This window comes from Pseudomonas sp. GD03875 (genome assembly GCF_029840585.1).
Taxonomy (GTDB): domain Bacteria; phylum Pseudomonadota; class Gammaproteobacteria; order Pseudomonadales; family Pseudomonadaceae; genus Aquipseudomonas; species Aquipseudomonas paralcaligenes.
This window is the reverse complement of the sequence record NZ_JAOCCV010000002.1, coordinates 254591-269978: the sequence shown is the minus strand read 5'-3', so window position 1 is coordinate 269978 and position 15388 is coordinate 254591. Positions and strand designations below refer to the sequence as shown.

General features: G+C 67.1%; 16 protein-coding genes. All 16 read right to left on the bottom strand.

What is annotated here, in order from left to right:
• Positions 1-8: 8 nt before the first annotated feature.
• The 16 genes from fliP to fleR all read right to left on the bottom strand — a co-directional run bounded on the left by fliP (position 9) and on the right by fleR (position 15385).
• Positions 9-764: a flagellar type III secretion system pore protein FliP gene (fliP, locus tag N5D30_RS02730; protein WP_279902243.1), complete on the bottom strand. Its 756-nt coding sequence runs from the start codon at positions 762-764 to the stop codon at positions 9-11.
• Positions 761-1204: a flagellar biosynthetic protein FliO gene (fliO, locus tag N5D30_RS02725; RefSeq protein ID WP_279902313.1), complete on the bottom strand. Its 444-nt coding sequence runs from the start codon at positions 1202-1204 to the stop codon at positions 761-763. Before fliO ends, fliP begins: the two co-directional genes overlap by 4 nt.
• A 7-nt stretch (positions 1205-1211) precedes the next feature.
• The gene (gene fliN / locus N5D30_RS02720; protein WP_220813396.1) at positions 1212-1688 is read right to left on the bottom strand and encodes a flagellar motor switch protein FliN; all 477 of its coding nucleotides are present in this window, start codon (positions 1686-1688) and stop codon (positions 1212-1214) included.
• A 50-nt stretch (positions 1689-1738) separates the two neighbouring features.
• Positions 1739-2710 carry a flagellar motor switch protein FliM gene (gene fliM, locus N5D30_RS02715; RefSeq protein WP_220813397.1) on the bottom strand — a complete coding sequence of 324 codons (972 nt, stop codon included), beginning with the start codon at positions 2708-2710 and terminating at the stop codon, positions 1739-1741.
• Between the two features lie 13 nt (positions 2711-2723).
• Complete coding sequence (gene fliL / locus N5D30_RS02710; RefSeq protein ID WP_279907549.1) at positions 2724-3257, bottom strand: flagellar basal body-associated protein FliL; 534 nt, start codon at positions 3255-3257, stop codon at positions 2724-2726.
• Positions 3258-3468: 211 nt separating this feature from the next.
• Positions 3469-4773 (bottom strand): flagellar hook-length control protein FliK, encoded by a 1305-nt coding sequence (locus N5D30_RS02705; RefSeq protein ID WP_279907548.1) that lies wholly within the window; start codon positions 4771-4773, stop codon positions 3469-3471.
• A 696-nt stretch (positions 4774-5469) separates the two neighbouring features.
• The gene (locus N5D30_RS02700; RefSeq protein ID WP_279902246.1) at positions 5470-5820 is read right to left on the bottom strand and encodes an Hpt domain-containing protein; all 351 of its coding nucleotides are present in this window, start codon (positions 5818-5820) and stop codon (positions 5470-5472) included.
• Positions 5821-5849: 29 nt separating this feature from the next.
• A complete protein-coding gene (locus N5D30_RS02695) occupies positions 5850-7544 on the bottom strand; it encodes a fused response regulator/phosphatase (protein WP_279907547.1) in 1695 nt (564 codons plus the stop codon).
• Between the two features lie 4 nt (positions 7545-7548).
• A complete protein-coding gene (locus N5D30_RS02690; RefSeq protein WP_220813402.1) occupies positions 7549-7854 on the bottom strand; it encodes an STAS domain-containing protein in 306 nt (101 codons plus the stop codon).
• A gap of 70 nt (positions 7855-7924) precedes the next feature.
• Entirely contained in the window at positions 7925-8374 is a 450-nt protein-coding gene (fliJ, locus tag N5D30_RS02685) for a flagellar export protein FliJ (RefSeq protein WP_220813403.1), read from the bottom strand.
• A 3-nt stretch (positions 8375-8377) separates the two neighbouring features.
• Positions 8378-9736 carry a flagellar protein export ATPase FliI gene (fliI, locus tag N5D30_RS02680; protein ID WP_220813404.1) on the bottom strand — a complete coding sequence of 453 codons (1359 nt, stop codon included), beginning with the start codon at positions 9734-9736 and terminating at the stop codon, positions 8378-8380.
• On the bottom strand, positions 9726-10508 hold the full coding sequence (gene fliH / locus N5D30_RS02675) for a flagellar assembly protein FliH (protein WP_279907546.1): 783 nt from the start codon (positions 10506-10508) through the stop codon (positions 9726-9728). Before fliH ends, fliI begins: the two co-directional genes overlap by 11 nt.
• Positions 10509-10511: 3 nt before the next feature.
• Positions 10512-11528 (bottom strand): flagellar motor switch protein FliG, encoded by a 1017-nt coding sequence (fliG, locus tag N5D30_RS02670; RefSeq protein WP_220813406.1) that lies wholly within the window; start codon positions 11526-11528, stop codon positions 10512-10514.
• Positions 11521-13305 carry a flagellar basal-body MS-ring/collar protein FliF gene (gene fliF, locus N5D30_RS02665; protein ID WP_220813407.1) on the bottom strand — a complete coding sequence of 595 codons (1785 nt, stop codon included), beginning with the start codon at positions 13303-13305 and terminating at the stop codon, positions 11521-11523. The genes fliG and fliF overlap by 8 nt, the downstream gene beginning before the upstream one ends.
• A 17-nt stretch (positions 13306-13322) precedes the next feature.
• A complete protein-coding gene (gene fliE / locus N5D30_RS02660; protein ID WP_279907545.1) occupies positions 13323-13655 on the bottom strand; it encodes a flagellar hook-basal body complex protein FliE in 333 nt (110 codons plus the stop codon).
• A 329-nt stretch (positions 13656-13984) separates the two neighbouring features.
• A complete protein-coding gene (gene fleR, locus N5D30_RS02655; RefSeq protein WP_279907543.1) occupies positions 13985-15385 on the bottom strand; it encodes a sigma-54-dependent response regulator transcription factor FleR in 1401 nt (466 codons plus the stop codon).
• Positions 15386-15388: the final 3 nt, after the last annotated feature.

The following is a 15388-nucleotide window of genomic DNA, read 5'->3' as shown; positions in this document are numbered from 1 at the left end:
CTCGCCCTCTATAACGTGCCGAAACTGCCGGCCAGTGTGCCCATGATCAATGCCCAGCCATCCACCAGCACGAACAGCATGATCTTGAACGGCAGGGAAATGATCAGCGGTGACAGCATCATCATACCCATCGCCATGAGGATGCTCGCCACCACCATGTCGATGATCAGGAACGGGATGAAGATCATGAAGCCTATCTGGAACGCGGTCTTCAGCTCGGAGGTGACGAACGCCGGGATCAGGATGGTCAGCGGCGCCGCCTCCGGGCTGGCGATGTCGGTGCGCTTGGACAGGCGCACGAACAGTTCGAGATCGGACGCGCGGGTCTGCGCCAGCATGAAGGCCTTGATCGGCACCTCGGCCTTGGCGATGGCCTCCTGGGCGGGGAGCTGCTCGTTGAGATAGGGCTGCAGCGCCTCGCGGTTAATCTGGTCGAACACCGGGGCCATGATGAACATGGTCAGGAACAGCGCCAGGCCGATCAGGATCTGGTTCGACGGCGTCTGCTGCAGGCCGAGGGCCTGACGCAGGATGGAGAAGACGATGATGATCCGGGTGAAGCTGGTCATCAGCATGACGAACGCCGGGATGAAGCTCAGCGCCGTCATGATCAGCAGGATCTGCAGGCTGACCGAATACTCCTGCTGCCCCGCGGCGTCGGTGCTCAGGGTGATGGCCGGGATCGACAGCGGATTGTCGGCGCCGAACGCCAGCGGCGAGGCCACGACCAGCAGCAGGCTCAGCAGAATGCGCCAGGCGCTCATGAGTTGTCCTTATGGTCCTTCTGATCCTTGCCGAGCAGCTCCATCAGCCGCTGGGCGAACTCGGGGGTGGCCGGTTCGCTTTCGCCCGTCTGTACCGGCTCCTTGAGCACGTGCAGCGGCGTGATGCGGCCGGCGCTGATGCCCAGCAGGATCTGTTCGCCGCCGACCTGCACCAGCAGCAGCCGGTCGCGCGGGCCCAGTGCCTGGCTGGCCACCAACCGGATCGCCTGGCTGCCGCGCGGGCCGATCTGCTGCACGCGGCGCATCACCCAGGCCAGGGCGAAGATAAGGCCGATCACCAGCAGCAGGCCGAGCACCAGTTGCATCAGCTGGCCACCCACGTCGCTGCCGGCCATGGGCGTGGTTGCCGCCCGGGATGCCGGCTCGGCGGCCAGCGCCGTCAGCGGGGCCAGCAGGAGGAAGCTGCAGAGTCCGCGCATCATGGCCTCAGCGCAGCTTCTTGATGCGTTCGCTGGGGCTGATCACATCGGTCAGGCGGATGCCGAACTTCTCGTTGACCACCACCACTTCGCCATGGGCGATCAGGGTGCCGTTGACCAGCACGTCCAGTGGCTCGCCGGCCAGCCGATCCAGTTCCACCACCGAGCCCTGGTTGAGCTGCAGCAGGTTGCGGATGGAGATTTCGGTGCTGCCCACTTCCATGGAGATGGACACCGGGATGTCGAGGATCACGTCCAGGTTCGGCCCTTCCAGGGCCACCGGGCCATTGCCGGGCTTGGGCGACGCGCCGAATTCCTCCATCGCCATGCGCGGCGCGGCCGGAGCCGCGGCGCCACCACCCTGGCTCATCAGCGCGTCGATGTCCGCCTGCCCGGCGTCATCGCCGGCCTCGGCGAGAGCCGCGGCCCACTCGTCGGCCAGGGCCTGCTCCTCGGGGCTGGTGCCTTCGTTTTCGTCTGCCATCGCTCTACCTCGGCTGGCTATCCATCTGGTCTATGGGAAGCACACGCGCCTCAGCGCATGCGCTCCACGGGTTCGAGAACCTGCAGGGCCAGGTTGCCCTTGTGGGCGCCCAGCTTGACCTTGAAGGCCGGCACGCCGTTGGCGCGCATGATCATCTGTTCGGGCAGCTCCACCGGGATCACGTCGCCGGGCTGCATGTGCAGAATGTCGCGCAGCTTCAGCTGGCGATGGGCCAGGGTGGCGCCCAGCGGCACGTTGACGTCGAGGATGTCCTCGCGCAGGGCCTTGATCCAGCGCTCGTCCTGGTCGTCCACGTCGGACTGGAAGCCGGCGTCGAGCATCTCGCGGATCGGCTCGATCATCGAATAGGGCATGGTGATGTGCAGGTCGCCGCCGCCGCCGTCCAGCTCGATGTGGAAGGTGGACACCACCACCACCTCGCTGGGACTGACGATGTTGGCCAGCGCCGGGTTCACCTCGGAGTTGATGTACTCGAAGTTGACGTCCAGCACCGCATGCCAGGCCTCGCGGAGGTCGACGAAGGCCTGGTCGATCACCATCCGCACCACGCGCAGCTCGGTCGGAGTGAACTCGCGGCCCTCGATCTTGGCGTGGCGGCCGTCGCCGCCGAAGAAGTTGTCCACCAGCTTGAACACCAGCTTGGCGTCCAGGATAAACAGCGCGGTGCCGCGCAGCGGCTTCATCTTCACCAGGTTGAGGCTGGTCGGCACGTAGAGCGAATGCACGTATTCGCCGAACTTCATCACCTGCACGCCACCCACGGCCACGTCGGCGGAGCGGCGCAACAGGTTGAACATGCTGATGCGGGTGTAGCGGGCGAAGCGCTCGTTGATCATCTCCAGGGTCGGCATGCGCCCGCGGACGATGCGGTCCTGGCTGGTCAGGTCGTAGCTGCGGACGCTGCCGGGCTCGGCATCGCTCTCGGTCTCGACCAGGCCATCGTCGACGCCGTGCAGCAGCGCGTCGATCTCGTCCTGTGACAGCAGATCCTGTACGGCCATGAAAACGCTCCCGCTATTGCAGCACGATGTTGGTGAACAGTACCTGTTCGACCACGGTTTTACCGGTTTCCTTCTGCGCCAGTTCCTGCACCACCGCGGTGGCCTGGTTGCGCAGCATTTCCTTGCCGACCGGAGTCATCAGCGTGCCGAAGTCCTGGCCGGAGAACAGCATCACCAGGCGGTTGCGGATCAGCGGCATGTGTACCTTGAGGGCGTCCAGTTCGGCCTGGTTGCGCGCCATCAGCGCCACGCTGACCTGCATGTAGCGCTGCCGGCCCTGGTGCTTGTAGTTGGCGATGAAGGCCGGCGCGATGCTCTCGTACAGCGCCGGCTGGCGCACGACCGGCGCGCTGACGCTGCTCTCCTCGGCGGCCGGCTTGTCGTCCTTCTTGTCCTTGCTGAGCAGAAACCAGGTGGCCCCCACGGACAGACCGATGGCCAGCAGCAGCGCGACCACGATCAGGATGATGAGTTTGAGCTTGCCCTTGCCGCCGGCCTTTTCGCCGCCATCGGCGGCCGGAGGCTGGGGTGCTGGTTTCTTTGCCATGCCAGAAATCCGTCACTCTTGAGTGTTTTGTCCCTGTTCAAGGGCTTAGGAGCAAGTGTTATGCCACCTTGTAAACAAGATAGCCGGTCCTGCCCCGCCCGACACAGGCAGCCGATATACCAAGGCGACGACCACCTGTCACCCGAAAACGACTGCGCCCGGTGGATTATCGCCACCGGGCGCAAGGTCTGGCAGGACTGCGAAGCGAGTGTCAGGCGTAGTAGTCCACCAGCCCGAGCGGCGCGGCGGCCGATTGCCCGCCGCGGATCTCGCTGACGCCGGTCAGCACCTCGTCGCCACCGGCATCGCCCAGGCCACGGCCCGCGGAGCGCCGCTGGCCTTCCTCGCCACCGCCGTGGGAGCCACGGGCCAGCGACTGGTCGGAAACGTTCACGTCGAGCTGGTTCATGCCCTGCTGGGCGAACAGCTCGCGCAGACGGTGGGCCTGGCCTTCCAGCTGGTCACGCACGTTGGCGTTGGCGCTGACGAAGGTGACCTGGGCCGCCTGGTCCTTGTTCAGCTCGATGCGTACTTCCAGGCGCCCCAGCTCGGCCGGGTCGAGTTGGATCTCGGCGGACTTGAGGTTCTGGCTGGACAGCCACATCACCTTGTCCACCACCGCCTCGCTCATGCCTGCGTGGTTCATCTGTAGCGGCTGCCCCGGCACCAGCGGCAGGCGCTGCTGGACGTTGGTCTGCTGGTTGATGGCCTGGCTCAGCGCGCTGAGCCGGCTGGCGAAGTTCTCGGCGCGGACCTCGGCCTGGCCCTCGCGCAGATTCGGCAGCGGCTTGTCCGTTCCCTCGCCGAACAGATCGGCCTCCAGTCCTTCCGACGGCGTTTCCTCGCTGGGCATGGCATCGCCGGAAAGGGCAGCCAAAGCATTAGCAAAGCCCTGGCCGGGGCTGGCCGAGCGTTCCGCCGCCACCGCTCCCGGGCTCAGCTGCTGCTGGGCCGCGGCCTGGCCCTGCGCGCCGATCTCCAGGGCCAGCTTGACCCCGGGCAGACTGTTGAGCATGTCCAGTTCGGGATCATGGTTCGCCTCGGTCAGGGCCGCCGGCGCCGCGCTGACGACCACGGGGGCCTGCTGCAGCAGCGGATCGACCTCCTCGACCGGCGCCTCGACCTCTACGCCCAGCGCGGGGTCTTCGGTCTCGGCCGCCGGCAATTGCCCGGTCATGCCCATCAGCAGCAGCGGATCGATGACGTCCTCGCCGCTCTCGACCACCTCTTCCTCCGGCAAGGCATTGCCGCTTTCGGCAACGGCCGGCTGCCCGGCGGCAGCCTCGGCCTTCGACTCGCCGGCCGGCTTGGCATCGGCCGAGCGCTGCTCGGAGGCCTTGGCGGCGGCCTCCTTGCGCTCCGCCACCTTCGCCTGACGCTCCCGGGCGTAGACGTCGGCGAAGCTGGAAGCGTCTTTGTTCCTGGGTTCCGGACCGGTGGCGGGCGCCTTCGCGGCGGCTGCCTTCGGCCGCACCTCGGGCGCGGACTGGAGAAGGAAATCGGGTGCAACGGACATGGATACTCTCCGTTAGGGATGGATCGTATCGGGGAGAGAGCAAGGGCCGGGCCAACTTTGCCCGAGCGCCGGCAATCGGATGAAACTTCGTCCGGGCAAGAAAGGCAGGAAGTCCCGTCATTCCCGCGAAGGCGGGAATCCATGTTCGGGTCGAGACACCGCGCCCCTGGGTCCCCGCCTTCGCGGGGACGACGGGCGTCGAGGTACGTACAGCCGCAGCTCCACTCGATAACCCTGGTGAAGGCCTTCTACACCCAGAAGGTAGCTCCCCGTCATTCCCGCGAAGGCGGGAATCCATGTGCGGGTCGAAACACTGCGCCCCTGGGTCCCCGCCTTCGCGGGGACGACGGACATCGAAGTGCGTACAGCCGCAGCTCCACTCGATAACCCTGGTGAACGCCTTCTACACACAGAAGGTAGAACCCCCGTCATTCCCGCGAAGGCGGGAATCCATGTGCGGGTCGAAACACCGCGCCCCTAGGTCCCCGCCTTCGCGGGGATGACGAGCGCGAGGTGCGTAAGGCTGCGGCTTCACTCGATAACCTTGGGTGAAAGCCTTCTACGCACAGAAGGTAGGCCCCCGTCATTCCCGCGCAGGCGGGAATCCATGTGCGGGCCGAAACACTGCGCCCCTGGATCTCCGCCTTCGCGGAGATGACGGCGTATATCCACCCGATGCGCTGTCTCCAACTCCGCTCAGCGATACCGCTGGCGCTCTGACTTGAGCAGGATGCGGACGATGGCGAACTCGCGGCCGATCTGCTCGACCAAGTCCGGCACCTCGTCCAGGCGCTCGCGCCGGGCGGCCTCTTCCAGCTGCTTGCACAGCCCAGCCAGCAACGGCGCGCCCATGTTGCTGCAGCTGCCCTTGAAGCTGTGGGCGGCCAGGCGCAGGGCCTGCGCATCCTCCCCGACCATGGCCTCGTGGATGTGCCGCTGGCGTTCCTCGGAATCGGCCAGGAAGGTGTCCAGCAGCACGGGATACTCCTCCCCCATGACGTCCAGAAGGGACGCCAGCACGCTCTGATCGAGATGGGAATCGGACACCTGCTCACTCCTTGGCCGGGAAGCGGCGATTATGCCTGAGCCGTCCAGCGAAACTCCACGACGGCGCCGCAGCCATCCGCCGCCCAGTCGCAACGATCGGCGAGCTGGCGCACCAGGCGCATGCCGCGGCCGCTGAGGCTGACACAATCGTCCTGCCGGGCCAGCACGCCGGCCACGTCGAAGCCCTTGCCGCTGTCCTGCACGCGGATACGCAGGCAGCCGCCGCCCTCCTCCGGCAACAGCTCCAGCTCGAATTTCACGAATCCGTCCTGCAACGTCTGCAAGCGCTGACCGCGCTCGGAGTAGTAGCGGGCAAAGCCCTGGGCGTCGGACTTCAGGGTGGAGTCAAGCCCCAGCACACCGTGCTCCAGGGCATTGGAATACAGTTCGGCCATCACCGCGTACAGCGCGCCACCCCTGGCCCGCAGGCCACGCACTTCCATCAGCAGTTGCAGCAGGAACGGCAGGGGATTGAAGCGTTTGAGTGCCTCGGCGCGGAACTCGAAGGAGACCGACCAGTCCAGCGCGCTGCTCTGGCCGCTGTCGGAGAAGGACAGCGGCGGCCGGCTCAGGGCGCCGTCCTCGACCATGCTCAGCTCGATCATGCTGACGTCGTCCTGAGCCTCGCCCCGGAAGGCGGCCAGGGCCGCCTGGATATTCTCGAACAGGCACTCCGGCGAGTGCTCGGCGGCGAACACCTGCAGCAACCGATCCTCGCCGAACAGCTGCCCGCTGGCATCGCGGGTCTCCAGCACGCCGTCCGAGAGCAGGAAGATGCGATCCCCCGGCTGCAGCGGATGCACCTCGTAGACATCGTTGAACGCGCCCGGCTCGAGCACGCCCAGCGGCAGGTGGCGCGACACCAGCGGCACCCGTTCGCCGCTGGCGACGTGCAGCAGGTGGCCATCCGGCAGGCCGCCGTTCCACACCTCCACCACCCGGCGCTGGAAGCTGAGGTTGAGCATGGTGGCGCAGCAGAACACGCCCACCGGCAGGATGCGCTTCAGCTTGGCGTTCATCTCGCGCAGGATTTCCGCCATGGAGAAACCCTTGGCGGTCATGCCGTAGAAGACTTCCGCCAGCGGCATGGCGCCGATGGCGGCCGGCAAGCCGTGGCCGGTGAAGTCGCCGAGCAGCACGTGCATGCCACCGGACGGCTTGAAGGCGGCCAGCAGCAGGTCACCGTTGAACAGGGCGAAGGGCGACTGTAGGTAGCGGATGTTGGGCGCGCTGAGGCAGCCTGAGTGCGCCACCTTGTCGAACACCGCCTTGGCCACGCGCTGTTCGGTGAGCAGATGCTCGTTGTGCTTGGCGATCAGGTCGCGCTGCTTCAGCACCGTCTGCTGCAGGCGGCGCAGCCGGTCCATGGCGCGGATCTTGGCTTCCAGGATGATCGGGTTGTAGGGCTTGGCCAGGAAGTCGTCGCCGACCTCCAGGCAGCGCACCAGCGCCTCGTTCTCGGTCAGCGAAGTGAGGAAGATGACCGGCACCAGCGCCTCGCCGGCCGCCTGCTTGATCCGCCAGGCCGCCTCGAAGCCATCCATCACCGGCATCAGGGCGTCCATCAGCACCAGCTGCGGATGCTCCTGCTCGAACAGGGCGACGGCCTCCAGGCCATTGCCCGCGGTCAGCACCCGGTGTCCCTGGCGGCTGACGATGGTGGACAGCAGCATGCGGTCCGCCGCGCTGTCCTCGGCGATCAGGATGGACAGGCGGCTGGACATGGATTCAACCGATCTGGAACAGCTGTTCGAAGTTGGAAATGGAGAGGATCTTGCGCACGTCGGGGTTGCAGTTGATCAGGCTGATGCGCGCATGGTCGCCACCGGCGTGGTCACGCAGCAGCAGGAGCATGCCGAGCGCCGAGCTGTCCAGGTAGGTAGCGCCCTTGAGATCCACCACGTAGCGCTTGGGAGTGAGGTTGACCCGCTCGTAGGCATCGCGGAATTCCTGGTGCGCGGAGAAATCGAAACGTCCCTGGATATGAATGGTCAGCTCCTGTCCGTCGCCCGAGGGTAGCGCGGTGATGGCCATGTAGCACTCCTTTGTAGATGCTTGGGCAGAGACAAGATGTAGCACCCGCCGCTGACGGCGGCAACCGGGATCACGGTTGATCGCGCTGCGGCAGGCGCTGCGACAGCTCGTCGAGCAGCTTCTGCTCGCGCCTGTCCTCGGCGGCGCGGGCCTCGTCGACGTAGCGCTGGACCAGCTTGCGCAGCCCCTCCACCCGCGCGTAGCGCTGCTGCCAGAGCTCCCGCGCCTTGTCGAGGTTGTGCCGGTGCCAGGCGATGCTCTGCAGCTGCTGGCCGATGGCCGTTTCGAGCTGGCTGAGGAAACGCTGGTAGTTCATCAGCCATTGCCCGGACACGCCCTGCCTGCCTTCGCTGATCCATTGCTGCTGGTAGTCGGCGCGATAGCGCTCCAGTTCGCCCAGCTGGGCCTCGGCCCTGGCCAGCAGACCCTGCATGTGGGCCATCTGCCGCGCCGCCTCGCGCTCTTCCCGCTCGGCCATCTCGACCACGGGCGCCAGGCGCGCGGCGCGGCTGTTGGCCATCTATCAGGCCTGCGCCTGCGGATTGAAGACCAGCGCCAGCTGGTTGACGCTCTCGGCCATGGACACGCTCTCGCCCAGGCTCTGGCGCAGGTAGCGGGCCATCGCCGGCTGCCGCGCGATGGCCAGGTCGGTGTCGGCATCGCCGCCGGCCACGTAGGCGCCGACGCTGATCAGGTCGCGGCTCTGCTGGTAGCGCGACCACAGCTGCTTGAAACGCTGGGCCTGCTTGAGGTGCTCGGGGCTGACCACCTGGGGCATCACCCGGCTGATCGAGGCCTCGATGTCGATGGCCGGGTAGTGCCCTTCCTCGGCCAGCCGGCGCGACAGCACGAAGTGGCCGTCGAGCACGCCGCGGGCGGCGTCGGCGATGGGGTCCTGCTGGTCGTCACCCTCGGACAGCACGGTGTAGAAGGCGGTGATCGAGCCGCCGCCCGCCTCCGCGTTGCCAGCGCGCTCCACCAGCTTGGGCAGCCTGGCGAACACCGACGGCGGGTAGCCCTTGGTCGCCGGCGGCTCGCCGATGGCCAGGGCGATCTCGCGCTGGGCCTGGGCGTAGCGGGTCAGCGAATCCATCAGCAGCAGGACGTTCTTGCCCTTGTCGCGGAAGTATTCGGCGATGCGCGTGCAGTACTGGGCGGCGCGCAGGCGCATCAGCGGCGCGTCGTCCGCCGGCGAGGCGACCACCACGGAGCGCTTGATGCCCTCCTCGCCGAGGATTTCGTCGATGAACTCCTTCACCTCGCGGCCCCGTTCGCCGATCAGACCGACCACGATGATCTCGGCCTCGGTGAAGCGGGTCATCATGCCCAGCAGCACCGACTTGCCCACGCCGGTGCCGGCGAACAGGCCCAGGCGCTGGCCACGGCCGACAGTGAGCAGGCCGTTGATCGAGCGGATGCCGACGTCCAGCGGCTCGCTGATGGGGTGGCGGTTGAGCGGGTTGATGGCCGGGCCGTCCATCGGCACCCAGTCCTCGGCCTTCATCCCACCCTTCCCGTCCAGCGCACGGCCGGCGCCATCCAGCACCCGGCCCAGCATGGACATGCCCATGGGCAGGCGGCCGGTGTCCGGCAGCGGCACCACCCGCGCGCCGGGGGCGATGCCGGCCAGGCTACCGACCGGCATCAGGTAGATCTTGCCGGTGGAGAAGCCCATCACTTCGGCCTCGACCTGCACGGGGTGATAGCTGTCGTCGTTGATCACCAGGCAGCGGCTGCCGAGCGCGGCGCGCAGGCCCTCGGCCTCCAGGGTCAGGCCGACCATGCGCAGCAGGCGGCCCTCCACCACAGGCTGGGTCGGCAGCTCGATGGCGTCGGCGTAGCCGGCCATGCGCCTGGCGAAGCTGGTGCGCTCAAGGCGCATCGGGCGTCTCCGGATCGACCCGGATGTCGGGTTCCGGCGGGTTGGAGACCTGCGCCCGCTGCTGCTCGAACAGCTGCTTGAGGGCCTGGGCCATGCGCGTCTCGACGCTGGCGTCGATGCGCGTGTGTTCGGTTTCCACGCGGCAGCCGCCGGGCTGCAGGGATTCGTCCTCGAGGATGCGCCAGCTCTCCTCATGGCGCTCACGCAGCGCCTTGACCAGCTCGAAATCCTGCGGGTTGATATGGATACGCACGTTGCTGGCGCCCATCGGCAGCAGCTTCAGCGCCTCGCGCAGCACGTTGCGGATCTGGCTGGAATCGGTGACCAGTTCGCGCTGGATCACCTGGCGGGCCATCTGGCTGACCAGGCTGACGAGCGCCTTCTCCAGTTCCTGATCCTGGTTGGCGATGGGCTCCAGCAGATGCCCCATGACCTGTTCGAGCTGGGCGACCTTGCCGGCCAGGGCGGCATCCGCCTCCTGCCTGGCCTTGAGCTGGCCGGCATGGAAGCCGTCCTTCTCGCCGGTGGCGAAGCCTTCGTTGTAGGCGTCCTGGCGGATCGCCTCGACCTCGTCGAGCGTCAGCGGCTTGACGTCCTCGACCGCCACCTCCTCCACCTGGGGCTGCTCCGGTTCCTCGACCGGCGGCGCGGCCGGCTCGGGCTCCGGCTCGGCAGGCGCTTCGACCTCGGGGTCGAAGCTGGGCAGCGCCCAGCGATCGAACCCCGCCACATCCTTGGCGCGAATCAGCTCGCTGTGGGCATCCTTGGCCATCGCTTAGATCATCGCCTCGCCGCCGGCACCGCCGAGGACGATCTCGCCGGACTCGGCCATGCGCCGGGCGATGGTGAGGATTTCCTTCTGCGCCGTCTCCACTTCGCTGACGCGCACCGGGCCCCTGGCCTCCAGGTCGTCGCGCAGCAGCTCGGCGGCGCGCTTGGACATGTTCTTGAACACCTTCTCCTTGATGCCGTCGTCGGCGCCCTTGAGGGCCAGCACCAGCACGTCCGAGGACACCTCGCGCAGCAGCGCCTGGATGCCGCGATCGTCGACATCGGCCAGGTTGTCGAAGACGAACATCAGGTCCTCGATCTGGCTGGACAGGTCCTCGTCCACCTCGCGGATGGAGTCCATCAGCTGGCCCTCCACCGAGCTGTCGAGGAAGTTCATGATATCGGCCGCGCGCTTCACGCCGCCCAGGCTCGCGCGGGTGGTGTTGGCGCTGCCGGAGAACTGCTTCTCGAGGATCTGGTTGAGTTCCTTGAGCGCCGCCGGTTGCACGGTGTTCAGCGAAGACACGCGCAGGATGATGTCCAGGCGCACCTTGTGATCGAAATGGCTGAGCACCTCGCCGGCCTGGTCCGGGTCGAGGTAGGCGACCACGATGGCCTGGATCTGCGGGTGTTCGTAGCGAATCACGTCGGCCACCGCGCGCGGCTCCATCCACTTCAGGCTGTCCAGGCCACTGGTGCTGCCGCCGAGCAGGATGCGGTCGATCAGGTTGCCGGCCTTGTCCTCGCCCAGCGCCGCGGTGAGCATCTTGCGGATGTAGGCATCGGAGCCGACACCCAGGCTGGTCTGGTCGCCGACGATCTCGACGAACTCGCCCATCACCTGTTCGACCTGCTCGCGCTGCACGTTGCGCATGCCGGCCATGGCCACGCCGACGCGCTGCACTTCCTTCGGCCCGAGGTGGCGCAGCACCTGCGCCGCGTCCGTCTCGCCGAGGGACAGCAGGAGAATGGCGGCCTTGTCGACCTTGTTCAGCTTGACGGCGGTGCGATTGTCACTCATCGGCGTTGATCCAGTCTTTGACTACCTGGGCCACGCGGCCCGGATCTTCCGCCACCAGACTCTTGATGGCGTTCAGTTGTGCATCATACCCCTCGGAGGGGCTGGGCAGCAGGATGCTCTGCGGTCCGCCCAGGCTCACCCGGTCGGACGACAGCTCGCCCTCCAGGCCGCCCATGTCGCCCAGCTCCACATCGCCTTCGGCATCTTCGCCCTGGCGCGACGGGTTGGCGATGTTCTTCATCACCGGGCGCAGCACGAACCATACAAGGGTAAAGATCAGCAATGCCGGCAAGAGTTGCTTGAGGCCGCTCATCGCCATCAGGAACAGCTCGGACTGGTACCAGGGCAGCTCGACCACCTCGCCCAGCTCGCTGCTGAACGGCGCGTTGATCACGCTGACGCTGTCGCCGCGGCTGGCGTCGAAGCCCACCGAATCCTGTACCAGGCGGGTGAAGCGGGCCAGGTCCTCGGCACCCCAGGGGCTGCGGGTGACCTCGCCGTTGGCGGCGACGGTGATCTTGTCGTCCAGCACCACGGCGACCGACAGGCGCTTGAGGCGACCCTGCTGCTGCTTGGTGTAGCTGATCGAACGGTCCAGTTCGAAGTTGCGGGTGGACTGCTCGCGCTTGTCGGCCGGATACGGCGCCAGCATCGGCTGGCCGGTGGCCGGGTCCGTGATCTGCTGGCCGTTGGCATCGACCAGCGGCTGACCCGCGGCGATCGGGCCGGCCGGGGCGGCCTGGCCGGTGGCCTGCTCGGGGGCGCTGGCGGCGCCCGGCGGCTGGTTGCTCAGCGCGCCCGGCACGCCCTGCGGCGGCAGGCTGCTGGTGCGTTGCTCGTTGACCTGCTGCTCGCTGCGCAGGGCCGGCTGATCCGGGTTGAACGACTCGGAGGTCGATTCGACCGCGCTGAAGTCCACGTCTGCGGAGACCTCGGCCTTGTAGCGGCCGTTGCCCAGCACCGGCTGCAGGATGTTGTGCACGCGCTGGGTGAACAGGGTCTCCATGCGCCGGGTGTAGTCGAACTGCTTGCCGGCCATGGTCAGTTCGGACAGTTCCTGCTGGTCGGACAGCAGGTTGCCCTTCTGGTCGACCACGGTGACCTGCGACTTGGTCAGCTCCGGCACGGACGTGGCAACCAGGTTGACGATGGCCATCACCTGGCTCGGCTCCAGGGAACGGCCCGGGTACAGCTCCACCAACACCGAGGCGGTGGGCTTGCGCTCGTCGCGGACGAACACCGAGCTCTTCGGAATCGCCAGGTGCACGCGGGCACCCTTGACGTTGTTCAGGCTGGAAATGGTGCGCGCCAGCTCACCTTCGAGGCCGCGGCGGTAGCGGGTGGCCTCCATGAACTGGCTGGTGCCCAGGCTCTGCTCCTTGTCGAGGATCTCGAAGCCTACGTTGTTGTCGCTCGGCGCGACGCCGGCGGCGGCCAGGCGCAAGCGCGCGCGGCCCAGGTCCTCGGACTTGACCAGCAGCGCGCCGGAATTCGGCTCGACGGTATAGGCGATGTCGGCGGCGTTAAGCACCTCCATCACCTGATTGCTGTCCATGCCCGCCAGGCTGCCCAGCAGCGGCTTGTAGTCCGGCTGCTGCGACCACAGGACCACGGCGAAACCGATCGCCACGCTGGCGGCCAGGCCGACCAGCAGACCGATCTGGCGCAGCATGGACATCTCGGAGAGATTTTCCAGGAAGGTCAGCCCGAACAGCGGCTTCTTCGGCTCGTCGGCGCCGGTGGTGGCGGGTACGTTTGCAGCGACTGCTTCAGCCATGTCTCAAATCCGCCCTGTTAAACCGGCATCTGCATGATGTCTTGGTAGGCCTGAACCAGCTTGTTGCGCACCTGGGTCATGGCCTGGAAGGAAACGCTGGCCTTCTGCGAGGCGATCATCACATCGGTGATATCGACGCCGCCCTGCCCCATCTCGAAGGCAGAGGCCAGCTGGCCGGAGATCTGCTGGGTCTCGTTCACCTTGTTCACCGCCTGGCCGAGCATGTCCGCGAAACTCGGCGCACCTGGCTCCGGCGCGCTGACGACGGCCGGCTTCTGCTTGGCCATGGCTTCCATCTGCATGGAGCGCATTTCCAACATCAGGCGATTGAATTCGACACCCTGGCTCATGATCTTTTCCTCCAGCGACCGCGGCTTTTTTGACGCTACGCGGTCTTTGCAGGGGTATGTGCAAACAGGGTGCCAAAAAGAAAGTCATGCCCCGCGGCCAGTCGCTGCCACGACTCTGCTTCCGTGGGAGCGGCCTTGGCCGCGAATAAGGCTTGATGAAAAGCCTCGCGGCCAAGGCCGCTCCCACAAGGTCTGCAATAGCTCACGGGAACACAGCCCAAAGAAAGACCCGCGCGAGGCGGGCCAAGAGAGGGATCGATGCCATGCGGCCGTCGAGCGGCCGCATGCGCTTTGGCGGGAGCGAGCCCGGCTCGTGAATCCGCGCCGGCTCAGCTCGCGTAGAGGTAGGCCTCTACGTCCATGCCCGCGTCACGCATCTGGGCCAGCTTGTAGCGCAGGGTCCGCGGGCTGATGCCCAGCCGCTCGGCGGCCTCCTTGCGACGGCCGCGCTCGGCGCGCAGGGTGTCGATGATCAGCTGGAATTCGCGACGGCGCAGGTCTTCACCCAAGGCGCCCGCGCCTTCCGCGACCGGCTCCTCGATGGGCAGCGGATTGCTGGCGACCAGGGTGACGGTCGGCGCCGCCATGGGTGCCATGCCGATCGGCGCCGTCAGGCACAGGTCCTGAGGCTGGATCAGCCCGCCCTGCTGCAGGATCAGCGCCCGCTGGATCGCGTTGTCCAACTCGCGCACGTTGCCCGGCCAGGCATGAGCGACCAGCGCCGCGCGGGCCTGGGGCGAAAGCTGGACGGCAGCGTGATTCATTTTTTTGACGTGCTTGGCCAGCAGGCGCTCGGCCAGCGGCAGAATGTCGGCGGGCCGCTCGCGCAGGGCGCGCCAGGCCAGCGGGAAGACCGACAGGCGATAGTAGAGATCCTCGCGGAAACGCCCGGCCGCCACTTCGCCGGCCAGATCGCGGTTGGTGGTGGCCAGCACGCGAATGTCCAGGCTGATCGGCTTGCGCGCGCCGACCCGCTCCACCTCGCGTTCCTGCAGCACGCGCAGGAGCTTGGCCTGCAGTCCCAGCGGCATCTCGGAAATCTCGTCGAGCAGGAGGGTGCCGCCGTCGGCCAGCTCGAACTTGCCCGGTTGCGCGGCGATGGCGCCGGTGAAGGCGCCCTTCTCGTGGCCGAACAGCGTCGCCTCGAGCATGTTGTCCGGGATCGCCGCGCAGTTGATGGCGATGAACGGGCCGTTGCCGCGATTCGACTGCTGGTGGATGTAGCGTGCCAATACTTCCTTGCCGGTGCCGGACTCGCCGGAGATCAGCACGGTGGAATCGCTTTTCGCCACCCTCGCCGCCAGCTCCAGCAACTGCCGGCTGGCCGGCTCGCAGGCCACCGGGCCATCGCCCTCGCCGACACTCGGGCGACCGAGGGCATGACGGCCCACCAGCTCCAGCAGGGTGCGTGGTTCGAACGGCTTGACCAGGTAGTCGGCGGCCCCCTGGCGAATGGCGTCCACGGCCCGCTCCACGGCGCCGTAGGCGGTCATCAGCAACACCGGCAACTGCGGGTAGCGCGAGCGGATCAGGCCCAGCAACTGATGGCCGTCCATGCCGGGCATGTTGACGTCGCTGATCACCAGGCCGAAAGCCTCCTGGCCCAACGCCTCGACGGCATCCTCCGCGCATTCCACGGCGCGGAAGTCGTGGCCACCGAGCAGCAGGGTGTCGGCAAGGGCCTCGCGCAGCGAGCGGTCGTCTTCGACCAGCAGAACCTTGGCGGTCATGGC